This is a genomic window from Lysinibacillus agricola (assembly GCF_016638705.1).
Classification (GTDB): domain Bacteria; phylum Bacillota; class Bacilli; order Bacillales_A; family Planococcaceae; genus Lysinibacillus; species Lysinibacillus agricola.
In genome coordinates this window covers 2,161,528-2,188,421 of record NZ_CP067341.1, presented here as the reverse complement: position 1 = coordinate 2,188,421, position 26,894 = coordinate 2,161,528, and the positions used below count along the sequence as shown (strand labels likewise).

General features: G+C 38.2%; 18 protein-coding genes and 1 pseudogene. 4 read left to right on the top strand and 15 right to left on the bottom strand.

Annotated features, from left to right (window positions below; all coding sequences use genetic code 11):
* From FJQ98_RS10370 to FJQ98_RS10360, 3 genes are read right to left on the bottom strand one after another with little or no spacing between them, the layout of a single operon-like run.
* Entirely contained in the window at window positions 1–2,319 is a 2,319-nt protein-coding gene (locus FJQ98_RS10370) for an ABC transporter permease (protein WP_053592987.1), read from the bottom strand.
* Complete coding sequence (locus FJQ98_RS10365) at window positions 2,304–3,608, bottom strand: MFS transporter (RefSeq protein WP_201406690.1); 1,305 nt, start codon at window positions 3,606–3,608, stop codon at window positions 2,304–2,306. Before FJQ98_RS10365 ends, FJQ98_RS10370 begins: the two co-directional genes overlap by 16 nt.
* Window positions 3,589–4,239, bottom strand: a complete 651-nt coding sequence (locus FJQ98_RS10360; protein WP_053592986.1) for a TetR/AcrR family transcriptional regulator — start codon at window positions 4,237–4,239, stop codon at window positions 3,589–3,591. The genes FJQ98_RS10365 and FJQ98_RS10360 overlap by 20 nt, the downstream gene beginning before the upstream one ends.
* Window positions 4,240–4,493: 254 nt before the next feature.
* Between FJQ98_RS10360 and FJQ98_RS10355 the strand changes: the two genes are divergently transcribed.
* Together FJQ98_RS10355 and FJQ98_RS10350 are read left to right on the top strand one after the other, a co-directional pair.
* Window positions 4,494–5,354, top strand: coding sequence for a pentapeptide repeat-containing protein (locus FJQ98_RS10355; protein WP_053593023.1), 861 nt, complete (start codon window positions 4,494–4,496; stop codon window positions 5,352–5,354).
* Between the two features lie 747 nt (window positions 5,355–6,101).
* Window positions 6,102–6,368: a hypothetical protein gene (locus tag FJQ98_RS10350; RefSeq protein WP_053592985.1), complete on the top strand. Its 267-nt coding sequence runs from the start codon at window positions 6,102–6,104 to the stop codon at window positions 6,366–6,368.
* Between the two features lie 270 nt (window positions 6,369–6,638).
* On the opposite strand, the gene FJQ98_RS10345 is transcribed toward FJQ98_RS10350, so the two are convergent.
* Window positions 6,639–11,114 carry an endonuclease gene (locus FJQ98_RS10345; RefSeq protein WP_053592984.1) on the bottom strand — a complete coding sequence of 1,492 codons (4,476 nt, stop codon included), beginning with the start codon at window positions 11,112–11,114 and terminating at the stop codon, window positions 6,639–6,641.
* Between the two features lie 1,134 nt (window positions 11,115–12,248).
* Here FJQ98_RS10345 and FJQ98_RS10340 point away from each other — a divergent pair.
* Window positions 12,249–13,439 (top strand): transglutaminase-like domain-containing protein, encoded by a 1,191-nt coding sequence (locus tag FJQ98_RS10340; RefSeq protein ID WP_053592983.1) that lies wholly within the window; start codon window positions 12,249–12,251, stop codon window positions 13,437–13,439.
* 123 nt (window positions 13,440–13,562) lie between these two features.
* Here FJQ98_RS10340 and FJQ98_RS10335 read toward each other — a convergent pair whose 3' ends face one another.
* From FJQ98_RS10335 to FJQ98_RS10285, 11 genes are all read right to left on the bottom strand, one after another.
* Window positions 13,563–15,281 (bottom strand): FTR1 family iron permease, encoded by a 1,719-nt coding sequence (locus FJQ98_RS10335; RefSeq protein WP_053592982.1) that lies wholly within the window; start codon window positions 15,279–15,281, stop codon window positions 13,563–13,565.
* Entirely contained in the window at window positions 15,256–16,515 is a 1,260-nt protein-coding gene (efeB, locus tag FJQ98_RS10330; protein ID WP_053592981.1) for an iron uptake transporter deferrochelatase/peroxidase subunit, read from the bottom strand. The genes FJQ98_RS10335 and efeB overlap by 26 nt, the downstream gene beginning before the upstream one ends.
* A gap of 6 nt (window positions 16,516–16,521) precedes the next feature.
* A complete protein-coding gene (gene efeO, locus FJQ98_RS10325) occupies window positions 16,522–17,388 on the bottom strand; it encodes an iron uptake system protein EfeO (RefSeq protein ID WP_053592980.1) in 867 nt (288 codons plus the stop codon).
* Between the two features lie 162 nt (window positions 17,389–17,550).
* Complete coding sequence (locus FJQ98_RS10320; RefSeq protein ID WP_053592979.1) at window positions 17,551–18,750, bottom strand: MFS transporter; 1,200 nt, start codon at window positions 18,748–18,750, stop codon at window positions 17,551–17,553.
* A gap of 11 nt (window positions 18,751–18,761) precedes the next feature.
* Complete coding sequence (locus FJQ98_RS10315) at window positions 18,762–19,190, bottom strand: MarR family winged helix-turn-helix transcriptional regulator (protein ID WP_241774487.1); 429 nt, start codon at window positions 19,188–19,190, stop codon at window positions 18,762–18,764.
* 474 nt (window positions 19,191–19,664) lie between these two features.
* Complete coding sequence (locus FJQ98_RS10310) at window positions 19,665–20,612, bottom strand: nuclease-related domain-containing protein (RefSeq protein ID WP_053592977.1); 948 nt, start codon at window positions 20,610–20,612, stop codon at window positions 19,665–19,667.
* Window positions 20,613–21,332: 720 nt separating this feature from the next.
* The gene (locus FJQ98_RS10305; protein ID WP_053592975.1) at window positions 21,333–21,716 is read right to left on the bottom strand and encodes a hypothetical protein; all 384 of its coding nucleotides are present in this window, start codon (window positions 21,714–21,716) and stop codon (window positions 21,333–21,335) included.
* A gap of 91 nt (window positions 21,717–21,807) precedes the next feature.
* A complete protein-coding gene (locus FJQ98_RS10300; RefSeq protein WP_053592974.1) occupies window positions 21,808–22,815 on the bottom strand; it encodes a FecCD family ABC transporter permease in 1,008 nt (335 codons plus the stop codon).
* The gene (locus FJQ98_RS10295) at window positions 22,808–23,809 is read right to left on the bottom strand and encodes a FecCD family ABC transporter permease (protein WP_053592973.1); all 1,002 of its coding nucleotides are present in this window, start codon (window positions 23,807–23,809) and stop codon (window positions 22,808–22,810) included. The genes FJQ98_RS10300 and FJQ98_RS10295 overlap by 8 nt, the downstream gene beginning before the upstream one ends.
* A gap of 25 nt (window positions 23,810–23,834) precedes the next feature.
* Window positions 23,835–24,752, bottom strand: coding sequence for an iron-hydroxamate ABC transporter substrate-binding protein (locus FJQ98_RS10290; RefSeq protein WP_053592972.1), 918 nt, complete (start codon window positions 24,750–24,752; stop codon window positions 23,835–23,837).
* 14 nt (window positions 24,753–24,766) lie between these two features.
* Entirely contained in the window at window positions 24,767–25,555 is a 789-nt protein-coding gene (locus tag FJQ98_RS10285) for an ABC transporter ATP-binding protein (protein WP_053592971.1), read from the bottom strand.
* Between the two features lie 147 nt (window positions 25,556–25,702).
* Between FJQ98_RS10285 and FJQ98_RS10280 the strand changes: the two are divergent.
* Window positions 25,703–26,717: pseudogene (locus tag FJQ98_RS10280) on the top strand (NAD(P)/FAD-dependent oxidoreductase).
* The last annotated feature ends 177 nt before the right edge of the window (window positions 26,718–26,894 follow it).

The window sequence follows — 26,894 nt, the reverse complement described above, 5'->3', positions numbered from 1 at the left end:
CTACTCCTTTATATTTTCGGATATTTTTATTTTTCCCGCGCCCGATGTGCCAATTATTGTTGCGATAAGTACCGAGCATCCCATCATTAGCGGACAAAGCACGTACGCCGAAAGTGGATTGACGGAAAACTTAAACGACGACGCCCCAAACGAAGTGATAACGGCACCCGTCAGTACCTCTCCAAGAGTGTTTGCCAGAAGCGTGCCGAGAACAATTCCGATAATTAATACGAATATCGATCGCGAACCATACTGCATCGTAATATCTGAATTTGTAAAACCTAATGCTTTCATTACGGCAATGGAAAATCTGTCTTTTACGACAAGCATTTTCATAAACAACAGTGTTACCAGTACAGTTATTACGAGCCCAATAGCAATTGCTGCAATGGAAGCCTTTCCGACCGATTTAATTGTTGAGCCGAACGTTTGTGTAACAAATTCATCAATATCAGAAATCTTAGCAAAAGCAAATCTGTCCGCATATTCCGTAATTGTTTCATCAACAAGAGATTTATCTGAAAGCCTCGCACAAATAACGCTCCACATAATGTCTGCCGAATTGTCGGTAAAAACAGCCTTTGCCGTTTTTCCGCCGTTAGTAATGTCTGAATAAATGCCACTTACCGTAAGCTTTCTTTCCTTCCCCTTCATTACAATAGTCATGACATCGCCGACTTTTTTGCTCATCTCATCAGCGTTTAAAGCCGAAAGTGCAATTTCGGCTTCTACCGCGGGTGCCCTGCCCTCGGAATATTCGATAGGAAATATCGAATGGTCGCCGAGTTCGATTTTTATATTTTCCTCTGAACCGTCTTCTATTTTTGTTTTGAATGTCTTTGTTGTTAGGATGGTATATTTTGAAATGGAACTGTCGCTGTTTATAGATTTTAAAACTTCGGCAGATTTTTTGGATATATGATCGGTCTGCTGAATATCGATACGAATATCGTAGTTTCCAATACCCATATATTTAATGAAGCTTGTTGAGGAAATCGTGTTGTAAAGGTTTTGTGGAACAATAATGATAAATGCTGAAATTACGAGTACTGCAAGCATTGTAGCGTAAAGTCTTTTCCTTGCGAGAACATCTTTGATACCGAGAAAAATGTTCGTGTTAAATAGTTTATTTCCATTCAGGCAAAAACGCTTTGCGCCTGCATTTTTTTCTTGTGAAGTCCCAAAGCGTATTGCTTCGGCAGCGGATATTTTCCGAAAACGTCTCAGCACTCCACTTACATAGGCAATAATTGCAAAGAGTACAAGCAGTATGCCGATCATTCCTAAAGCTGCGGCAAAAGAAGAGTTTTCGCTTTCCCCCATATAAAGCCGGATATTTTCAAGAAGCATGTCTTTGAATACCAACGATAGTGCAAACCCGAGAAGACTGCCCGCCGCCGCAACAGTTGCGTATTTCGCAAGATAAATTTTCTTAATGTCGGAAAGACGCAGCCCTATTGCCTTCATAACGCCAATTTCACGGTAGTCGTCTTCGATTTTCGCAAGGAGTGTAAAGCGTATGCACATAAATGCGATGGCAACGACGAGTACGCTGACAAGAAGTATAACTGCAATCATTATCCCGTCGGACAATGCGTTAATTGTTTTGAAAAGTGGATATGTAATCGTTGGTCCGTTCGCTTCAAGTCCTGCAGAGGCATAGGCAGTTTCAAATGCGCCAAGCTCCGACAAATCTTTTAATCTGAACTCTATCAGATACTCCGTACTGCCTAGGCTTTTTATTTGGGCGTAATCATTTTCACTGACAAGAAATCTTTTTGAGGAGGACAACGAGGAATTCATCTGCGAATCGCGGAGGAATCCCGCAACAGTAAATTCCTTCCCGCCTATTACTGCCTTGTCACCGACCTGGGCTGTGTTGTCCTTCATATAGTTTATTGGAACATAAAGCTCGCCATCAGATGCGTTTATGATGTTTCCGTCAAGATCAAGAAGATAATCAAATTTTTCACTCTGTATGCTAAAACCATTGTCTTGAACATTATTCGCAAGCGAACTATCGCCGAGAATAATTTGTGCTCCGTCCATGTTGAGAAATTCAAGCACTTGAAATTCATCGACATTGCTGTTTTGTTCCGCGAAATCTGCAAGCCGTACAGTATCAATATCACCCGAGTGCATTTGCATAAAATGCGGAGTTTTCGCCTGATTCATAAGTGAATCGATTGCACCAGAAAGATTAACCATAAGTATCGCCGATAAAGAAACGAGCATAGCCGCAGCTGCGACAAATAACGTTGTTGTCAGCGTTATCAGTTTGCTTTTTGAAATGTCATTACGAATTAATCTGAAATACATACGTCACCTCTGTTTTCAAGCTTTTTCACTGATTTCAAGTTGAACAAAATGAATGAAGTAATACTTAATAAAATTCCAGCGATTATGATAAGGAAGCCCGTTCCTCTCCCTTGACCTGTACCGGTAATTTTCCCTACGCTGTCAGCAAGCAATCCGCCGTCAACTAGCAATGGAGTGAACACATAATCCGCAAGTACTCCCGAAAGCGCATAGGCCGCTACAAATCCAAACTGTGAAATTACCCCTATAAGTGACCACGCTCTCCCCTGAACAGCATTATCAATGTTGGTACGAACAAGAAAATCCAAACTTGAATTTGCAAATGGCATCATAGCAAAAAGAAAAAAACCTGAAATACAGATTAGAGCTATATTTTCTCGAAGTCCGAATACCGCCATAAATATTCCTTCAAAAAACAGCGAAAACGATAGAATTTTCACATATCCTTTTTTGATTGGAATAAATCCGATGATAACACTGGATACGAGCATCCCTGTAGCGACAACCGTTTCCACCGTTCCTATTACAGAGCTGTTCGTAAAAGTAAGCAACATCGGAATGGAAAGTGTTTCAATTATTCCAAGATAAAATGTCAGCACCGATGTCATGATGACAAGAACGAGCACACCTCGATTTTCAGAAACTGCACGCCAACCATCTTTGAACTCATGGAAAAATGATTGTGTCTGTTCGTATGTCTTTGAAGGAAGCCCTTTACGTACTGCAAGAGCTGATGTAACGGTTACAAAGAATGTACAAATGTCGATGACAAGCAAAAGCTTTATATCCGAAACGGTGAGCAAAAATCCCGCAATGATGGGTGAAATCAAATATTTTGCAGAACCCGCCACCTGGACTAAACCACTTGCCTTTGTGTATTGTTCCTCGGTCAGTAAATCCGTAGCCTTGTATGCGGGATCAAGCAACGATGAAAACACCGAGCTTATTGTAACTCCCACACAAATCTGCCATAACAGTGCTTCCCCGCTAAGCATACATATAAGAATATAAACAAGTCCTATCGCTGAAAGACTGTCACCTAACACCATTAAAATTCTTCGATCATAACGATCCGCAAGCACTCCTGCCACAGGGCTTAATAGAAGCGAAGGCATAAACGCAAGTAAAGTTACAAGTGCCATTGCCGATGCCTTTCCCGTCTGCTGGAAAACATAAATCGCAAGCCCAAACGCTGTAAGGCCGCTTCCTATTGTTGAAATCAGCTGTCCTGACCAAAGCAGAAGAAATTTTTTGAAAAAACCCTTAGAATCAACCATCGTTGTTTCCATTTTCTTCAACCCTAGTGCCAAACATCTTCATCATGTACATAAGACTTCCACTTTCGACACCGAGCAGTCTTTCTACGTTGAAGACAAAAGCTGGTATTCGTGCAGCACGTTCTTCTTCGGTCATATCAACCATATCATCATCAAAAACGGTATTCGTATAGGCCACAATCATTTCCATACATTCATACGGATACGGCGTACTGAATAGTCCTTGCTCAATACCCTCACGAATTATTTCCGTCAATATCGGTGGAAGGCCGTTCATGATAACCTTTTGTATTTTCTGATGCATAAGCGCATTCTGAGGCTTATGGATATGGTCAATAATTTCCTTACCGTTTCCGCCACTGATGTTTAATGCCATTACAACACGGATAATACGCTCGTTAACGGAGATACTCTTATTTGCCGCAATTTCTTTTGCGGCACCTAGAATTTGGGCATTATACCGATCAATTAACGCGTCCATAATATCCTCCTTCGACTTGAAGTGATAATACAGTGTTCCCCTTGCAATTCCGACCTTTTCGAGAATATCGTTAGTACTTGTGCCATCAAAGCCCTTCTGACCGAAAAGCTCATCAGCTACATCAAGTATTTCGTTCCTGCGTTCCTTCGCTTCTTTTCTCATTTTCACCCCTCCTTATAGACCGACTGTCTGTCTATGAAAATTATAAGCATTTAACAATAAATTGTCAATACGATGCGTAAAAACAACCCAATTACTCCATCATAAGTTAGCATCTCTTATTCCTAGAGGAAAACGATAAACATTTTATAGAGAATAACGAGGCCTTCTCATGAAGTAAATTTCTCCCACTTTCATACATCCAACGTGATAGAATTATATGAAAGAAGTTTATGTGTTAAGAGAGGAAAATAATGATGTCTGAAAAAATGGATCATTCAATAGGGAAAAAGATACGTGAAAGCTTACAGGCAGATTGCCAAAGCTGTTTTGGTCTATGCTGCACAGCTTTAAATATTGCTGCTTCTAGCGATTTTGCCATTCATAAAGCAGCTGGGACACCTTGCCCTAATCTACAATCTGATTTTAACTGCCAAATTCATAGCAAACTTAGAGATCAAGGGTTTAAAGGATGTACAGTTTTTGATTGTTTAGGAGCTGGACAACAGGTTTCACAAACAACCTTCCATGGACAAGATTGGCGGAAATACTCTGAAATTTCTGATAGAATGTTTCGTGTCTTTCCTATTATGGAACAACTTTATGAAATGATTGCCTACGTAGCAGAGGCTTTATCGTATAAGGTTGATTCATCCCTATTTAACAAGCTGCACATACAATTAGAACAGCTACAGCGTGCAACAGATCTAGAAGCAGATGCATTACTAGCAATAGATATTCCTAATTTCCGACTGCCAGTGAATGTTTTACTGTTAGAAACAAGTGAGCAAATTCGCCAAAGCCTTATCGTAAAGACTAATGGAAAAAACTCTCGAAAGTATGACTATAGAGGGGTCGATTGGATCGGGAAGAATTTCAAGGGCAAGGATTTAAGAGCAACTGATCTTAGAGGATCTTATTTAATTGCTGCCAATCTACAAAATGCAGATTTAAGAGGGGTTGATTTTATTGGTGCGGATTTACGTGACGCAAATTTACGTGGCGCAGACCTTTCTAGCAGTATGTTTTTAACCCAAATGCAAATTAATTCAGCACAAGGCAATCACCAAACAAAATTACCCTCCCACCTGAATCGTCCTTCATATTGGGTTGACTAAATAGAAAAAGGGCAGATGAAAGAATTTATTCATCTACCCTTCTATTTATTTATTGGTTCATCACCATAACGTGAGGTTGATTTCCGTTCCGACTGGGGGCGCTCAGTCTTCACTCCAATCAACAATAACGTAGAACTTTTATAAAATTTATGCATTTCAAAAGTGAACGCAATGGTTACTCGGCAAAATGGACGTAATACAGTTTAAGCTGTGTTAACTAACCATTTTTATCCATCCTAATTAATTAGGAGGCTCTAATTTCCGCTACGGGCTACTCACTTTCCCGCGGGAAGCTTTGCTCTGCGACGAAAGCGAAGCGACAGGAGCACTCGAGTAGCCCTACGCTACAATCAGTTAAAATGGACATACACTAGCAAAATATCAAAAAAAAATCCTTTTTATCACTCAATAATAAACCTATATTTTCCTAATCAACACGCTTGATAAATTATAGTAAGTTTTTTAGCAATACTACTAAATCTCGATATAATTTTTGTAGACAGCAATTCTAGAACAGTTCTCGTCAAACCCGCACACAAAACCCGACAGTTTTCGAAGAGACACAAAGGATTTAATCACTAAACATTCTCCTAATATATTTGTATCTCTGTTAAGTATGTCACAATTTGTCGATGAATATCATGGTGATACTTGTAAGCTAATTTTCTATGCTATAATGGGAGGAATTAAATTAAAGAGAGATAGATTAACAAAATAGATATATTTAATAGAAGAGAGGTGAAATCGATGGAGGAAGTTTTAAGCGAACTAAAGCAAATCAATCACCGTCTCGATTCAATCGAGAATCGTCTTGAGTCAGTGGAAAACCGTCTTGAAATAGTAGAATTTGAGCAGCAACAAATCAAACAAGCTGTTTTAGAAACGAATGAAAAAGTAAACCGACTAGTAACGATTCAAGAAAGCCAGCACCGTATTATTGAATTACTATCAGCCCGCTCGATCCAGCATGAGGCTGAGTTGAAACGAATGAGTGATCTACAAGTTGTTGTCTGAAAAGATCCTTCATAAGAATTCTTTCATATTTTTTTATATGGTGAAATCCTCAACACTTTTCACGGACAAGAGTCGTATTGGTGTGCGCCTGAAGCTCCATTTCACTCGCGCCTTAGAGCTCTTCGTTGTCCCTACCGAAAGAGAATATAATAAATACAAACGCCACTTCAAATTAAACCTTGAAGTGGCATTTTGAGTACTCTTCTAAGTTAGATTAATGAGGAAGAAAGTAATCACATAGTTTAACACCCATATTAATAGAACTTTCCATCACCAAATCTTCTCTACCCATTCAGGATGGTCTATAAACGGATTTCGATTGCCTTGGATTTCGTAAATTCTTTCATTTCTTCGTTTTTCATATTCATCTACAGGATCTTGCTTGTGCCATTGTAAAAGAACAGAAAGTTTACCGTGATAAGGAGCTGTTCCATTATTGACTTTGTCATTTAATTCAAGATCAACCTTATCTCCAGCTTCATAACGAGTTGCCATATAAAATAGAATACGTGCTACATCACCTTTTACTTGATTAGGTGGTTCGAATGAATCTGCGTCTTTCAAGCAACCATTACAACCAGTCACTGGACTGCCACCATTGTCAAAGTCTAAATTTCCTCTTGAGCTATTCACTTGTACATCGGTAGGACGTAAGTGATGAATATCTGTTCCTGGTCCTTTGCTTGTTCCGAAATTACCATGTGATTTTGCCCACGTATGCTCTCGGTTCCAGTTTCCTACATTGCCACCATTGTTTGTTTTTGAACTTGATTTTCCAGAATAAAATAAAATTACGTTACTTAGATTATTAGGATCTTCATCCGTATACTTTAATGCATCCCAAACATCATCATAAGAAAGTACCTTTTGTTCAGAAATGATATCGTGAAGAACCTTTTTTAGTGCTTGGCCTTCCTTGTTATAGGCACCTGCATAATAATCATTAGCAATCACTGTCACGCTGAAACTTGCAGTGACACTTTTTTCTCCATCAGATGCTGTAACGCCAACAATGTGACTGCCCTCTGCTAAATCAAGTGTTAAAACCTTTCCATTTATAGTGCCTTTTGTGGTAGTAAATGAAAGTTCATCACCATCAGGATCGGAAAAATGATCTGTTAAATCAATTTTAATTTCCTCTCCAACCGCTACAGTTTTGTTAGTAATAGGTTTTTTAATAATTGGTTGATTGTTTTCCGAAGGCAAAGAAGGATCCACAATGGGATCCCCCTTCGAATTTGTAAATTTAATTTGTTCAGGAGCTGCACCCTTTATATATATTATCGAGTGTATATCTATATTTTCAGCGCCTCTTATTTCACTGACTTTTGGTCCTTCAATTGTGAGTGTTTTTACGACATTGCCTTTTAGGTCGATAATCGCCCCTGCTTTAGCTGGACTAATGATAACATCAGTCGTCTTAAAGCCTTCTCCGTGTAGCTCCGCATAGGCACCTTTAAGGAATACACCTTTTGGAATAACAGATTGAGCATCTAAATGTACTGCCACACTAGGTTTATTTATTGTCAATTTGTTCTTTTTGAAGTTCTTATAGTCATATACTATTTCAGGCTGAATTGGTTCAACATTTGAACCTTTATTAACATCAATTTGAACCATTACAGGATCATGGTCACTTGCACGACCAGCCATGTCCGTAAAATCAGCATTAATATGAAGGATATCGACATCTGTTTTCTCTGCCAGATTGTTTGACACTAGAATATGGTCTAATACTTGTGAATTCCCCTGATATACATATGTGTAGCGATCCGAAGCATCCACTTTATTAATCATATTTGTCATCATTTGACCTTCATGGATTTTAAGCGCATCCGCAAATTGATAATCATTAAAATCGCCTAAAGAAACAATGTTTGCATCTGGATTTTTTGATTTAATATCATCAACAAAATTATAAACGATGTTTGCAATTTTTTTACGCTGTACTTCACTTCCATACTTTGGAGGCTGAATTGCACCAAATAAAGGAGTATCTCCATTTTTAGAATTCCAATGATTTGCGATAACAATTACATCTTCATCTTGGAATTCAAATTGAGCTGCTAAAGGTTTGCGGCTACTTTTAAATGCCTCGTTATTTGGATCAATACGACCAGGGTTTAGTGTTAATTTCCCATCGTTATACCCAACTGCTGTTGTAGCATCGCCTTCCGGAATACCTTCCTTTAACTTCACTCGCTCTGGATTATAAAGGAAGCCAACTCGAATATTCGCATCTGGTGCTCCACCATCTTGATTGTTGATAGGATCGATATTAACATACTGATACTCGACACCACCTACACCTTTAATAGCGTCGATTAATCTTTTATAACTTTGATCCGCTTTTGAATCTCCTACAGATGGCCCATTATTATCCTGCACCTCTGTTACACCAACAATATCAGGGCTACCCATATCAATACCAATTGCTCTAGCTAGTTTTTTCGCTTTATCATCAGTAGTAGAAGTTTTGTTATTAGAGAAGTTCTCCAAATTATACGAGGCAATTGTTAACTTATCTTCTGCCTTTACTATTTTTGTTGTCTCAGGTGATGCATCTCCTTTTTCATAAGCTGCCTTCATCTCATCTAAAGAAGCATAGATTTTAAAGTTTTGATAGGAATAACCGACGATTCCCGTAATTGGCCCTGTAAACTTATCACCTGTAGCAACCTCAAAATCACGCGCAGCTCCATTCGGTTCTAATCGGAATTGAACTCTGTTTGGATTTGTCTTTCCTTCCTCGTACAATACCCCACCGTGAAGTGTGTTTGTTGGTTCATCCTCAAGCACTGTCACTAAGTCACCATGCTCCTGTGGTGCTACCGCTTTCACATTTCCTACTTCTACTCGCATACCTTCAAGACTTTCCCAAAAGTCGATAGCATCAATAGTTGGATTAAAAATTTCAAGCTGATCGCTGTCAATTTGATTAAAAGACATTTTCAACTTATCAATTTCAACTGCTTTTGGTAACGCTACACTACTTTTAATAACTTCTACTTTTCCATCTTGATCGTCACGCACATTAATTTGTGTTGTTTTCAAGTCGGTTTGCTGCCTGTCATCATAACCATCGTAAGCATATTCGTTTACTTTACCTTTAACAGATACTAAATCGCCTACTTTTATTGGCCATTGTTTTTTTCCACTGTATAGGAAAATTCCTTCAGAAGTATTCGGATCATTATCAGCTAATTCATCAGGTGTTTGAATCGTATAATACCAATTATTATTTAACGAAAATGAATAAGTGACGATACCTTCAATTCCTTCAACTGTCTGACCATCAAATGTAGAGGTATGCCCTGCACCTTGAATATCATGAATTTGTAATTTATCTGTGATGTTATAATCAAATGTAGTTATGTCACTAAATGTGCCATCTTTAGCTTTAACTATTGTTTTTAAAGTAGTATTTTTGCTAATCTCAATTGGTGCCTCATATTTAGAACTTTTATCAGTTGGCTCCGTGCCATCTAATGTGTAATAAATTTCTGCACCTGCTGTCGGTGTTGTTAAAGTAACTGTTGTTTTCCCAACAAACGTCCCACTTCCAGGAGATGCGATAGCAGGCTTCAGTGCTGAGCTATCCACTACGATATCTGCTTTTGATCGAGGAATGACTTGATAGTCTTTATCGAACTGTTGAACAATACCAGTGATAGATTCATAGTTTGTACCAGCAGTTAAGCCGAGTGAATCTGTTTCATCTCGAACGAGGAAATTCGTTCCGTCATTTGCAGTAAAGTTTGCCCATCCAGCCCCTTGTTGAACATCTGTAAGAGTAACATTTTTCACTGTTACTAGCTGTGATTCGCTATCTTCATTTACTTGAGCACCTGTTACTACTTTTGGAGAAGGCGCACCGGCATTTTCAACTTTTTCAACGATTGTAGCACCATCTAATTGTAGTAACCCACGATAGTCAGCTAACTTACCTTTTAATGTAACTTCATCGCCGATAGACATAGCTAGATTAGGAGGTCTTACGGCAATACCACCTGTATCATCTTGGACAGAGAACGTATTTTTCAAGCCTGCTGCTACTCTACCTTTGATAGTTACCGTTTCACCTATGCCCTTATTCCGAGCCTCTCCAATTGAGAGAATTGCCGGTGCTTCGGGGTCAACAGGCTCACCTGAATCCGTATCCATTACGTGTTGCCCTAAATTGGAGAAATCATCTACTGGAAACGCATTCCATTCTGATGTTGAATTAAAAGGATCATTAATAGTTGTATCACCCGTCAAGACTGAACTTTTTCTTACTAATGTTACATCTTTAGCAAAATCTGCTGAAGAACCAACTTGTCCAATGGAATCGACTACTTCACCTGATTTCCTTAATACAATTGGATCATTTCCATTGAAATTAATAACAGTTGCGTTTTCTAGATTTCCTTTTGCTTTAATGGTAGGCGCTGCATCTTTATGATATACAACATACGTAGCTCCGTTTTCTAGAGTACCTGTCAGACTTACTTTATTTTTCGCGGTAACTTCTCCGTTCGTATGAAGCTCTAGCGTATAATTACTTAAATCAACCGCGGCACCTGTACCATTATATATTTCAATTGCTTTATTGAAGGAACTTCCTTCAACATACTCTGAAATGATTAAATCCTTTGCAAGTGTTTCAGCATTTACAGTGATAGGTGCTACTGGTGCAGCAATACTTGCGACTAAAGTTGTTGCTAAAAAGGCATTTATCGGCTTCTTCCAATTCTTCTTTGACATCAAGTCAATTCTCCTTTCAATTTTAAGAATGATAGTTTTTATCCGCCTTTCAGCGGGTGTTTGGATACCCGCTGAAAAAAGTTAAAATGCAAAAGATTAGATCATTTTCGTATGCAAGGTTGTCATCATACCCGATATGCTTTTGGCTCTAACCTCCTTAACTGCTGTCACCTTTCTACCAATATTGTTTAAATTCGCATGTGTGTCGTTTGAATGCATTAACGACAAAGTAAACCTATCTTTGCTATTTCACCTTACACCCTCTCTCTCTATCTAGGCTTTCGGTTTGGGCCTATACCGTACAAACGACTTTCATCGCATACGATATGTCGTAAATAGTCGAACTATTCAAAACACATTCCCCCATTACATATATATGTAAACATATTATTATTAATTCACTATTTTTATAGTGTTTAAATTATGTTAATGAATTGTAATAATAGAAAAACACATCTTTATAGGGAATTTAACAATTTATAACATAATTTTAACACATAAACAAAATTTGACACTCACCAAATTTACCTAACTATAAAAGAACGGGCAAATTACATTTACGTCAAAAGAAATAGCCTCTTAACCAGTTACTGGCCAAGAGACTATTTTCAATCTTCCTACTTACTTTATACTTTCTTAAACTAAAAGGTTCTAATTCAAATGTTGGAGTGCTGTATCGGGAAATTAATACGTACATTTTGGGCTTATTTCTTCTATTTTCGTAATCCCTACATCTTTTATCCTAGAATATTCATGTTAAGATGCATTTGCAAAGCACACTTGTTTCCCGACATTCAAGTATAAATTTGTGTGAATATCCCCAAAATATTATAGAACCATTTTTAATCCAAAATATATACGTAAATCAATAACTAAGAAACAAAAATTTAGAGAAGAAAAACCCTTGTAGAGAGCAAATTCTACAAGGCTTTATCGTAACATAGTGAGTAGTTATTCACAGCCGTCCGAAATAGCGTAAAGAACCGAATAAATAATGACGGGAATGCGACAATAAATTGTTTCTCTAATTCAAATGATACTATGATAAACTTTTATTAATAACTTTTATTTATGAATATATTATTAAGGCTGTATTTCTTTTTATAATAGGTAGTAAAATTAGGAGAGTGAGCCATGGTTAACAAAGTACACGTTACATATACATATCAAAACAGGGAGAGTGAAAAAACAAAAATATGGACCACTCTGCCTTTAAACGATTCAGAGACAGTCTCTAATTATCCTGTAATGGATAGTTGTGAAGATCAAGGTGGTAATCGAATTAATTATTTGGAATTAAATGCAGATGAAAAATTGGAAGTAATGTATTCAGTCTCATTAGATAATAAAAAAGATAAGATTAAACTAAGCGTTACAGAAAGAGAATATTATTTACGAAGTGGAGAATTAGTACAAATAAGTGAAGGGGTGAAAGCACTAGCAAATGAAGTAACTAAAAACACAAATACAGTAAAAGAAAAAGCTGAAGCTATATTTCATTATATTGTTGATAATTTCACCTATGTTTATCCTCCGAAAAGCAGAGGTGTTGAATCATTCTTAGAAAGTAAACAAGGGGATTGTGGAGAATATTCATTTTTATTTACAGCTTTATGTCGATCGTTAGATATACCTTCAAGAGTAATTGTAGGTACATGGTCTAATGGTAAAATGAATGCACATGTTTGGAATGAATTCTATATAGAGGATACTGGATGGATTCCAGTAGATTGCAGCGTAGCTTATATGCAAAAGAAGAAAAAGTTTCATTTTTTATTCAGTAACTTTAAAACACTAAAATGGGATAAATATTTTGGTGATATAGGAAACCAACGTGTTATTTTTTCATACGATGCTGAATTAGAGTTATTGCCTATTTACAGAGATGAGTCAGATGACAAGCTAGAAGGAGCCTCATTTAAGCCCCTATCTCCGTTTTTAATTAATAAAGAGCCGTTTTATTGGGGGTTTCAGTCTATTGACAATCGAGCACCTTATATTCAACCTATTTATACTAAATTTTCAAATGAAATGCTAGAATCTCCTCCAAAAAAGGATGCTACTATTTACCTTGGTCGATGGAAAGTTGTTGAAACAGGAGGCCAACGATTTTTTTATGTGTTAAAACATATTTCATTTTTAACATTTATTATATTTCTCGTTCTGAGCCTTTTATTAGAAAATCCTATTTATGGTGTGATTTCAGGTGTTTCAATTGTATTTACATGTATTTCCTTTATAGCTAGAGGAGAAAGAAAAATATTCTTTGGAATTTTGGGAGTTTACTTTTTATTATTTTTAGCTTCTAATATATCAAAACTATAGATTTATTTAAGCAGCAGATTCTAATCTGTTGCTTTTTTTAATACACAAAATACAGATGACGCTTTAATGACGCAATAGCTTTCAACACATAAAGAGCAGATGAAAGAATATTCATCCGCCCTTCTATTTATTTTGTTTCTTTTTATAAATGATCGTAGCGACAATAAGTAAAAGTAAAATCGATTGTCCAATCATTGTTTCGACAGTTGGATAGAAACCAATGATGTTGACAACTGGCAAGCCATCTACAATCGTTGTTGAAACTGTATCCCGTAGCTGCAATGTATGCAGACTAACACCAATGATTTTAAATGCCAGTACGTAGATTAACACCGTTGCCACTGCGAAAAATTTATGAATTGGAATTTTTCCACTTGCTTTAAATAACACAAATGCAAAAATAGCTAATACTAGAAGTGCTACTACGATTCCTAGCACAAATTGAGATGTCTCCATTTTAGGTGCAATTCCTGCATAGAAGACAAGTGTTTCTGCCCCTTCACGGAAAACGGATAAGAAGCTAATTGCGGCCATCGCAAACACCGAGCCACTTGAGATGGCATTGCCCATTTGTTTGGAAATATAGCGATTCCAGCTTACCACACTCGATTTACTATGGAGCCAAATACCTACCCCGATCATCATGGCAGCAGCTAGTAAACCAATATATCCTTCCATCAACTCTCGACTTGTATCAACTGTCGCAGATTGGAAAATTGTCGACATTAAAACAGCTGCTACTGCTGATAGTAAGATCCCAACAAATGCACCAGTATATATCCATTTGCGCATTGTTTTTTGTCCAGATTTCTCTAGGAACGATACTAATGCCATAATAATGAGCAATGCTTCTAAGCCTTCTCGCAGTAAGATTAAAGCCGCATCCCACATCGTATAATCTGAGTCACCTTGAATCAGTTCAATTTCAGTGCGGAAATTATCTAACTTACTTTTTATTGTTTTAACATCGACGTTAGACTTCAATAAGTCACTAACGAGAATCGGCATATCACTTTCAATTTTTGTATAAAGGCTGCCGTTACGTGTTGAAATATCTATTTCTACACTTGGCCATATTTTAATGAAATCTCGAATTTTATTAGAAGCAGCCTTGTAGTCACCTGCATCGATAAAATCGTTCGTCTCATCAATATAAGCAAGTAATGTTGCTAAGGAATACTCTCCTTCTACAACTTTCGCCGTATCATTACCTGCTACAAAATCCTCAATTGTTTGTTTTAATTCTGCATATTGAGATTGCATTAAAGCTACATCTGGCTCTTCAGAAGCAATTGTGATTCGTATAAAGGCCATCTGTGTTTCAATTTGGCCGTACATGGCAATGCTTTGCTCACGCACAGGCCGTTCAATTTTCTTCCATTTCGCATTAAAATCTTTATACGCTGCGTCGATTGTAGTTATGTCACCGCTTGCTAAGGCATCTTCAAATGCTTTCATGATGGGTTTAAATTTCGTGCCGAATTCTGCTCGCTGTGCCGCTTCATCTACAGGATTTTCAAGCTTTTCTAATGCACGTAAGGCATTTGACAATTCAGACAGTGCCTTTAAACGTTCATCCTTAGAAGTAGCTTCAATTGCTTGTGCAAGAATTTCATCCACTTTTTCTTGTGCTTCCTTTTGCTCAGATGTGACTGATGCCCAGTCTGTGGCAAACTGTTCAAGTGCACGCTCTGCCTCAGCTTCCTTGTCCTGCTTCGTATTCATCAGCGCATCACTAATAGAAATGTACAAGTGACTATATGATTGCGCTGCCTGCACTGGTACAGCAAGTGCCAATAACAAGCAAAGTACTAAACTACAGCGCGTTAAAAAGTGCTTCACCTATATAACTCCCCTTTTGTACACCAGGGAAGCAAGCAAACACTGCGCTGCCTCGATGGGTAATGTACTCATTCATCTTATCCATTCGCCCTAAGCTATTTTGGACTGTTGTAAATTGTGCTGGGTCTTTCTGAAAAGATACAAATAATAGCCCTGCATCATGCGCGCCTGTATTAGTCATAACACCTGATGCATAAGAGTATGAGCGACGTAAAATACGAGCACCTGATTTACGTGCCAAATGCACATGTGAAGTATCTGGCATAATATACTCGCTGTTGCTATCCTTCGCCTCTACATCGAAATCATCAAATTCCTTCTTTTTCCCTAATGGAGCTCCACTGTCGCGATAACGACCAAATGTCGCTTCCTGATCCTTCAAAGATGTGCGATCCCATGTTTCAAGATGCATTTGAATTTTACGGGCAACTAAATAAGAGCCACCTTTTAGCCAGCCTTTATCGACCCATACAACTTTGTTTAAATCTTTTTCATCTGTAATCGATGGATTTACCGTACCATCCTTGAATGCAAATAAATTACGAGGTGTTCCTCCACCAGCTGGGAAAGAGTTGAAGCCTGCCTGTGACCATTTAATCTCTACCTTGCCTGAGGCCGCACGCACTAAATTACGTACTGCGTGGAATGCCACCTGTGGATCATCCGCACATGCTTGAATACAAAGATCTCCACCTGTAAACTCTTTTAGTAGCTGATCTTTTGGGAAATGTGGTAAATCGTTTAATTCTGCGGGCTTCAAATGCTGGATACCAAGTTTATCGAACAAAGATGGCCCAACGCCTATTGTAATCGATAAATTCGAAGCATCTAAACCCTCCGCTTCGCCTGTATCTCCTGTAGGAACTCTAGTATTTGTTGTTAAATCTACCATTAATTCACCATTCATTAAACGTACAACAAGAGGTGTCCATTGTTTGAACAACTCTTGTAGCTCTTTCTTTGATGTAAATAAAACATCCAAAGAAGCAAAATAAATATTTGTCTGAACAGGTGTAACTATGCCAGATTGATGTTTTCCATAGAAATCAACTTTATTACGCGCAGTCGTGCTGTCTGCAACGGGCTCAAACACATCATAGCCCATTACTTTCATGACACCACCTAAGCCAGAAGCTCCAATAGCTACACCAGCTACTCCGATACCTGATAGCTTTAACATTTCACGTCTAGATATTTTTTTATCGATCCATTTTTCATCATTTGACACTGTCATTTATGATCACTCCAAAATAATCCCCATTTGACTTAATGGTTCTCCAAGTTGATTAACTGCTGCTGAAAGTGCTTTTGTATTTTCTTCTGTTAATTCCTCGTACGAAACATACCCACCATCAGCTGTCGCATGCTGTGCCAATAAATCATCTACTGCTTTGAATTTTTCATCTAATGTTGCTACTAAGTCTTTGTCTTTCGCTTCTAATTTTGGACGTAAGATTTCAAAGATTTTTTCTGCGCCTTCGATGTTTGCTTTAAAGTCATAAAGATCAGTGTGGGAATAGATTTCTTCTTCACCAGTGATTTTAGATGTCGATACTTCATTTAATAAATCAACCGCACCTGTAATCATGACATCTGGTGTTACTTCTACAGTTTGAACTAATGCATGTAATTCTTTAGCATCTGCTAGTAGTTGATCTGCAATTTTTTCGTAGCCGGCAGTTTTATTTTCTACCCAAAGCGCATGTTCAAGCTTATGATAGCCCGTCCATTCTTCCTCGCCCTTACCTTCTTCTTGGATATCAGCTAGACGACCGTCAATACGTGGGTCAAGGTCACCAAAGCTCTCTGCAATTGGTTCTGAACGTTCGAAATACATACGTGCTGGTGCGTAGGCTGCTTTTGCTCCTTCAATGTCACCTGCTTTAAATAAGTTCACAAATTTTTCTGTTGCTATTAAAAATTGGTCCATTTGCTCTAAGGCAAATTGTTGATAGGCTGCTAGTTCAGCAGATAAATCAACCTTTGTATCTTGTTCTGCTTGCTCTGTTGCTGGCTTATCTTCTTTTTTAGACTCTTCTGTATCGCCACAGCCAGTCATTAGAATACTCCCTGCAACTAATACTGACAAGAATGATGTTTTTTTCATGCTAAGTACCTACTTCCGAAATAGTTTATACTGAGAATGATAATGATTATCATAATCGATTGCAAGAAGTATTTTTATTTAAAGAAAAAAACGTCATTTTCTAGTTGATATATTTAGACAACTAGTAAAATAACGTTTTTTCTACAACATAATTATTCTAATCTACGAAATTTTCGCTTGCTTTAATTTTTCATATTTTCCATATAAAAAATAATAAAGAATAATTGACACTAAAATAACGAATACCATCGCGAAGAAAATGGCACTGTACCCCATCGTTGGAACAAAGAATCCTAAGAAATAAGGACCAACCCCTAAACCTAAATCATATAATATAAAATATGTCGATGTCGCCAGGCCTAAACGCTCATTTGGTGTAACCTTAATAGCTATTGCTTGCGCTACAGAGTTGAAGTTACCATAACCAATTCCTATGCAAGCAGCAGCTAGTAAAAATACAACGCTATTTGTCGCTGAGCTAAAGGCATACATACCGATCGCAAAAATGATTAGGCATGGATAAATAACAATATTCGCACCTCTAGTGTCTAGTAATTTCCCGGTAAATGGACGTGTCGCTAAAATGACAATTGCATAAATGATAAAGAAATAGCTTCCCGCTTTTACCAAATCAAGCTCTTTCGCGTAAAACGTCATAAATGACATAATTCCCGAGTAGGCAAAGCCAATAACGAGCGCCACAAAAGCAATTGGCAGAGCACGCATTTCGATAAAATTGGATAGCTTAAATCCTGTTTTCTCAGCCATTTCTTTAGCCTTCTTCGGTGCGTCTGGAACGGTTACGATAAAATACATCAAAAAGCAAACAATGGCTAATACTGAATCGACTGCAAAAATCATACGATAATCTTCAAACAGCTGTGTTAAAAGAATACCAACAAACGGTCCTATAGCAGTTGCTAAGATGGCACTTAAACTGTAATACCCTATACCTTCACCGCGTCGGTCAGGAGGTAAAATTTGTGCAATAATGGTTCCCGTTGCCGTACTTGCCATCCCAAGCGCAATTCCTTGTACTAAACGATTGAGCATTAGTAGTGGCAAATTTGCCGCGATAAAATAAGACATCGTTGATAGCATAAACAATAATAATCCATAAAATAATGTTTTTTTGCTACCCCAATCCCCAATGATACGTCCTGTCCCGAGACGTCCAAATAAAGTACCAATAATAAAAATACTCGATACAAGCCCTGCCGTACTAGTTGAAGCCCCAAAATGCTCAACCGCATAGCCCGCAATTGTTACCATCAATAAATAAAAGATTAATGTAATGGTAAAGTTAATAAGTGAGACGATTAAAAAGTCTTTTGTCCATAGTTTATGTCTAGTTGCTTCCACTTTTTTCTCTCCTACCGATTGATGTTTGCACAAATGTCCGCTAAAACTTGTGTCGCAATCTCAATATCCTGCTTCGATACACCTGCCAGTGCCTGTTCAAAAAATGGTTTTAAATGAGCCTTAATTTCTAGCACAAGCTCTTCACCATAAGCTGATAATTGAACAAGCTTTTCGCGCTTATCCCTGCCCACTACCGTTTCCACATAGCCAAGCTCCACAAGCTTTTGCACAAGCCTCGTCACACTCGGCTTTTCAATAGACATAAAATTCGCAATGTCAACAAATGTATGTGGCCCTTTATCCATCAATAATCGAAGAACAGCCCACTGTGAGCTATACAGGTGATATTTCTCTAACTCCACATTTAGTTGATTGATAAACGGTCTGTACATCAAGCGGTACTGATTAAAAAAATCTTGTTCGATCGTCAAAAATACCACTCCTTTTCGATTAGTTAGCCTAGCTAACTATATACCTTAGGTTTTTATTTGTCTAGTAGGAAATTAGTGAGAAGTTCGGGGTTTTGAGGGGTGTTTCCGTCGTTGTATTGGTTTCTTCCATCGCTCCGAGGCTTCTTTCCGTCGATGAGTCCTTTCATTCCGTCGCCGTTAGTTTTATCCGTCACCTTAGGGTTTCTTTCCGTCGTTGCATTGGTTTCTTCCGTCGCTTCGAGGCTTCTTTCCGTCGATGAGCCCTTTCATTCCGTCGCCGTTAGTTTTATCCGTCTCCTTGGGGTTTCTTTCCGTCGTTGCATTGGTTTCTTCCGTCGCTTCGAGGCTTCTTTCCGTCGATGAGTCCTTTCATTCCGTAGCTGCTAATTTTACCCGTCACTTTAGTGGTTTTTTCCATCAATACTAGTTCAATCCGTCTACAACTTAACATACAAAAATTCAGACCGCATGAATTTTTGTATGTTAATTAACAATTAAATACTTCCTATTACTTGTTGTTCCCTCTGCTTTCAACGGTAACTTTTGTAGTAATTTATAAGCTGTATTCGGCGAATCTATTGCAAAAAACTCGCAAAAGCTTTTATTTGTTAACGTTTCTCCTATTAGCAATCGATAATCTTCAAGGGTCCTAAAAATTGCTGCTTGATCAACTGCTCCGCAGCGTTGACAATACCATTTTGGGTAACGATAGTTTAATGTCTGTCCATTTAAACAACTTTCGCATAGTACACCTTTTACTAAATCTTGGACAGGCAATGCTATTTCTCTTTTGATTGGCGTATGCATGGATAATAATTTAGAAGCAAATTGAAAAAGCTTATCTTCATCCACTACTGTTTTTTTATGCTGTTGAAGCCATTCTCTCACGTGATAACGTAAACCTGAAACATGAAAAATTGGTTGTCCCCTTAAACTCTTCGATAAAATAGCATTTTTCGTTGCCAAAACGACAGCATGATGAATGGGAATCTCAAGCCGTGACTGTTGTAACATCCCCTTCATCCACTCCATATGTCGCCTACTTTGATGAAGGGGATTAGTCATTCCCTCGACATCGCCTTCTGCTGTAGTTCGTGTAAATTGATTAAAAGATTCATCAAAGTCCAGAAATCCTGTTATATTTTTAATTTCAAGTATCAATATAAATTGAGGACATAGTAAAACGGTGTCTATTTGATGTGTAGTACCAAAGTGATTAAGTATTTGCAAATCATGAAGAAAATAATGCGGATGAGGTAAAATAATTTCAAGCCATTCTGCGTCTACTCTTTGCTCCCCAGCAAAGCCTGCGTGTATTCGCCTCAACTTCTCAAAATAATTCATGTATTCTGTATGTGTACTAGGTAATCTTCGTATCAAAGCTTCTAAAATTTTGTGTTGCTCCGATTCCTGACGGTCTAATAAAATCATTGTTTCTTCACCTCCTATATCTATTGTATAAAAAAAGAACCTCATAAAAAGAGGTTCCAAAAAACTTGAAATACATATAGTACAAATTAAATCTTTCACCAACTTTTTTAGATAAAAAGAACGGAAAAATCCCCGCGATTCAGCTCTTACTAGTATTTTTTTGCTCGCTATCCGTCGTTGCCGTCGTTCTTTCCGTCGCTCGGAGATTCCTTTCCGGCGTTCTGGCCTTGCTTTCCGTCGATGCTAATTCTATCCGTCTCCTTGGGATTTTTATCCGTCGTTGCCGTCGTTCTTTCCGTCGCTCGGAGATTCTTTTCCGGCGTTCTGGCCTGCTTTCCGTCGCCGCTAATTCTATCCTTCTCCTTGGGATTTCTATCCGTCGTTGCCGTCGTTCTTTCCGTCGCTCGGAGATTCCTTTCCGGCGTTCTGGCCTTGCTTTCCGTCGATGCTAATTCTATCCGTCTCCTTGGGATTTTTATCCGTCGTTGCCGTCGTTCTTTCCGTCGCTCGGAGATTCTTTTCCGGCGTTCTGGCCTGCTTTCCGTCGCCGCTAATTCTATCCTTCTCCTTGGGATTTCTATCCGTCGTTGCCGTCGTTCTTTCCGTCGCTCGGAGATTCCTTTCCGGCGTTCTGGCCTTGCTTTCCGTCGATGCTAATTCTATCCGTCTCCTTGGGATTTTTATCCGTCGATATCGCAAATCCTATCCGTCTCCTTAAAACTAAAAAGCCCCCACGGTATCAAACGGAATTGGTTCACCATTTTTATATAAGTCAATAGTATATACATATTTAGTATCTGTCGTTAGTTTAAAAATATGCTGCTTAATAACTTCGTCGTTTGGATTTTCAACTTCATCGATGTTTATTACAATCGTATCGTCCTTACTCTCCAAGCTGACCGTAATAGTTCCCTTTGTATTAATCACAATATACGAGCGTTTTTCACCATTATTAATCTTTTGCACATAATCTTCCATTCCAAGAACATTTAAAGTTTCTTGTAAATCCTTTGGTACAGACTTTACTTCTGTAATCGCTAATTCTGAAGTACATGCTGACAATACAATTATGGAACATAATAAAACAGCTAATAATTTCCTCATCCACTATCCCCCCATTTATATTAGTATTGCATATTTAACAAATATTCCGAAATCCTTTCAAAATAAAAAACAACCGAACAGCCTATGCCATTCAGTCGTTTTTTCGTAGTAAATATAAAAAATATGGTGCCCCGATACATGCCACGACGATACCTGCTGGCACTGTCGCAGTTGAAATAGCTACGCGGCCTATAGTATCCGCTAGCATTAGTAAACTTGCACCGATAAACAATGTGAGTGGTAAAAAGAATTGGAAGCGCGGTCCGACAAGCTGCTTCGCAATATGTGGTGCCATAAGACCGATAAAGGCAATGCCCCCTGTTACCGATACAGCTGCCGCAGCTAATGCTACAGAGACAACTAATAATTGTAAACGCTCTCGGCCGATATTCAAGCCTAAGCCAACTGCCGTTTGTTCTGTCATCGCCAGGACATTTAACACATTTGCTTTATAAAAAATAAATGGAATGCCTAGCACAAGCCAAGGTAATAAAGCCCAGAAAAATGGCCAATCTGTTCCCCAAACACTGCCCGCAAGCCATTGTGCGATAAATTGCACATCACTACGCTCAGCTGAGGAAATTAATATCATCATTACACCAGATAAGGCAGATGCTACACCTACTCCGACTAAAATGAGTTGGACCGGCTGAACACCCTCATTGCGCTTATACGAGAAAAAGTAAATGCAGATTGCCGTTAATAAAGCGCTGCCAAATCCTACAATTGGTAACACATACGCAAAATTAGGCAGATCACCATCGACAAGGAGATAAAAAAGCGTAATCCCAACACCTGCTCCAGCGTTGATCCCAATAATACCAGGGTCAGCTAAATCATTGCGAGTCACTCCTTGTAAAACGGCACCAGCTAATGCTAACGCCATCCCCGCCGCAGCTAGCACAAACATTCTCGGTAAACGAACAGAGAACAAGACGAACGATTCTTTGAAGTTACCGTCTCCTAGTAAAATTGGTATTATGCGATCCATCGAAACCGAAGCTGCTCCCATTGAAATACCCATCACAAAAATAACTATTGTTAATAATATCCAAGCCGTTAACCATTTACGTTGTTTTTTTCGCCCGACATTAAACAAGCTGACGACCTCCCTTCCGAACAAGAAGTAAGAAGAATGGAAGGCCGATAATTGAAATAATGGCAACTACCGGTGTTTCATATGGAGCATTAATCATTCTACCTGCAAAATCCGCTGTTACCATAAACCATCCACCGATAATGGCACTCATTGGTAAGACAAATCGATAGTCCGTCCCAACAATTGCACGGACAATATGCGGCACCATTAAACCAACGAATGCTAAATTACCTACTAGCGCAACTGCGGAGCCTGCAAGAACTACTACTACAAACATCATAATTCCTTTAATGACTGCTGTATTTTGCCCTAACCCAACAGCTACTTCTTCATTTAAACTTAAAATGGTTAGTTGACGACTAAACGCAAACGCTATCACTAATCCTATTAAAATAACAGGAACAATCATTAAAGCTTGCCATGTAGTGCCAATTAAACCACCACTCGTCCACATCGAAACATCTTTTGAAATTTGAAATAATATTCCCGTACCATCTGCTATTGCTTGTAATAGAGCGGATACAGCTGCCCCAGCTAAGACAAGCTTTAATGGAGAAAAGCCATTCTTTGTTGAAGCGCCAATACCATACACTACAATCATCCCTATGCCTGCACCTACGAAACATGCAAAAATAAGCGTATAATACGAGATATTTGGGATAAATGCCATCGTCAATGCAAGTGCCGCATTCGCACCTGCTGTGAGACCAAGCAGTCCTGGATCTGCTAATGGATTTCTAGTAACTCCTTGCATAATAGCCCCAGCAACTGCGAGTGCACTGCCCACAAAAATAGCAGCAATAATACGAGGAAATCGAATTTCACGTAAAATAGAATAATGCTTGCCACCGCTTTGTCCGACAATCGCTTGATAGACATCTTCAATACTCGTATTTGCCGCGCCGACACAAAGCGAGAGTGTAACCGTCACTGTTAATAAAATCAGCGCAAGCAACACCTGAAGCCAAAATGGGAAATGTCGAAACTTTGTCATTTGCCTTCGCTACTCTCTACTGAAATTATTGTAAAAATTTCTCTTTAAAGAAATCTAGTTGATAGTCTAATGTGATTGGGTCATTAAAGTAAAATGCGTTGGCATTCACTTCAAATAAATGACTATTCTTCACCGCTTCTAAATCTTTAAACCATGCAGCATTTGTAAAGGAATTATCTTGGTCTTTAAACATACTAAAAATCACATAGTCACCTGCGTAATCACCCAATACCTCTTGTGAAATTGCAAAATAACCTGGCTTTAAAGTATCTTCCTGCACTTGTTCAGGCATTTTCAAGCCCATTTCTTGATATAAAATTTCAGTTCCACGGCCCCAATTATCTCCATAAACATACAATTGTTTATTGAACATTTCTGCAACAGTAACGGTTGCATCTTCACCGATTTTTTCTTTAATTTTCGTACCCGCTTCTGCAGCACGCGCTTTAAAATCTTTCACCCATTCAGTTGCTTCTTTTTCTTTGTTGACAACTTTACCGATTTCAATAAATTGCTGTAAATAATCAACTTTACCGTAAGTGAACAATACAGTTGGTGCAATTTCTGCTAATTTATCCGCATTTTCAATACCATTTAAACCAATAATTAAATCTGGGTCAAGCTCAATAATTTTTTCAATATCCGTATTCTCAACAACTACAGCATCTTTAATATCATCTTGGAAGTTTGGATTATTCGTAGCCCATGAATCAACGCCAACGACATTTACACCAAGTTGTAATAAATCCCCAACAAAAGAAGATAACACAACTACACGTTTTGGGTTAGCTGGTACTTCAATAGGGCCAGATTCTGATTGATACATAATCGTTTCTGCTGATGATGCTTCTTTAGAGCCCTCATCTGCCTTCTCTTCTTTATTGCCGCACGCTGCAAGCACTAGTACGACCATCATAAACATTGGTAATAACCACTTTTTCATGAATAAATCTCCTTTTACACTGTTTGTAGTAAGTTATATGTAATGCACATTGGTCTGTCTGTCCGTGGATCCTTACCAATAACCGCATCAATATTAAACACTTTTTCTAATACTGCAGGTACAATGACTTCCTCTGCAGTACCAAACTTCACAAGCTCTCCTTTTGACAGCGCAACAATATAATCTGAAAAACGTGCTGCCTGATTTAAATCATGTAGCACCATGACAATTGTGCGTCCTTCTTCTTCGTTTAGCTTGTAAAGTAATTCTAAAACTTCTAATTGATGCGCCATATCTAAATAAGTTGTTGGCTCATCTAAAAAAATAATATCGGTCTCTTGCGCTAATGCCATCGCAATCCACACTCGTTGACGCTGTCCACCAGATAAGGCATCAACTGTATCCTGACGAAAGTCATCCGTTTTAGTTACCTTTAAGGCCCAGTCAATCATTTCTTTATCCTTTTGCGATAAATTACCGAAGCCCTTTTGATATGGAAATCGACCGTAGGATACAAGCTCTTCCACAATTAAACCATGTGCACTTTCTGGACTTTGTGGTAATATGGCCAGCTCTTTCGCTAATTCTTTTGTATTCATCTCGGAAATATTTTGACCGTCTAAAATGACTTGTCCACTCTTATGCTTCAAAATTCTTGTAATAGCCTTTAAAAGTGTAGATTTACCACAGCCATTAGAACCAATAATGGTCGTTATTTTACCGTCTGGAATTTGTAGCGACAAATCATGCACAATCGTTTTGTTCTCATAGCCGATACGAATCGATTCAACTTGTAAACGCACAACGTAACCTCTCTTTCCTTTTTCTTCTTTCCATGCTATGATAATGATTCTCCGATAATGATAATCATTATCACTAAAATTAGTCTAGTTTTCCTATAAGGTTTTGTCAAATACTTTTTTATTATTTTTTAAGGATGTGCGATATAAATGCAACATATATACGATGTAACAATTATTGGTGGTGGCCCTGTAGGTCTATATAGTGCCTTTTATAGTGGTTTACGAGGATTGAAAACGAAATTAATTGAGAGTCAACAACAGCTTGGTGGTAAAGTTTTACTTTATCCTGAAAAGCTAATTGGGGATATTGGTGGTCACCCTCCTGCGTTAGGCGAACAGTTTATGAAACAGTTAATTGCGCAGGCAAAAACTTTTTTTAACAGGCACAAAAGTCGATTTCATTGAGCGCCAAGACGATATTTTCATACTACATACTGCGCAAGGAGATAAACATTACTCTAAAACCGTTCTTTTAGCAGTTGGTGGTAGTATTATTAACCCCTAAAAGCTTTCACTAGAAGGTGCAGAAAAATATGAAATGACAAATTTACACTATACTGTGCAGTCCTACCGACATTTTGTGGATAAGGAAATTATTATTTCGGGAAGCGGAAATGCAGCAATTAACTGGGCAGTTGAACTTAGTCCTATTGTTAAAAACGTAACTGTTGTTTATCGTAAAGATAAATTATCTGCACATGAAGCAACCATTCAAGAGGCTTTAGATGCTGGAGTAAAGATTGAATGCAATACAACTATTTCAAAACTGACTGCCAATGCAGACAAAACAGCGATCCAATTAGTGACATGTGAAAACGCAAAAACAAAGCAAAGCTATACGCGTCAAATCGATGAAGTAATTGTGAGTCACGGCTATAACTGTGAAGCATCACTAGAATTTGATCAAGCAATCACCATTCCTAAAAAAGATAATTACTAAGCACAGCCTGGAATTTTTTCTGCGGGTGATATTTTAGCATTTGAAGGAAAAATTCATCTCCTTCTAGGTACCTTTCAGGATGCAGCCAATGCCGTGAACTCTATCAAAACGTATTTAGAGCCTACTGCCTATCGCCACGGAGTCGTGTCATCACATAATGAAGTATTTAAAGAGAAAAATCGCTCTATTATTGAAAAGCACCTTATACAAAATAAGCATTAAACGTCATGATCACAATAAACCCTCTTAAGAATTTACTCTTAAGAGGGGTTTAGATTAAGCTCAACACTAACAATGCCCCAAGCTTTTTTGCTAATTTTTATAAAGGCGGACTCCGTTCCATCGAAAAAAACTACCTAAAGAAATTCAAAAATGATCCCATTTGTCTTAACATACCAA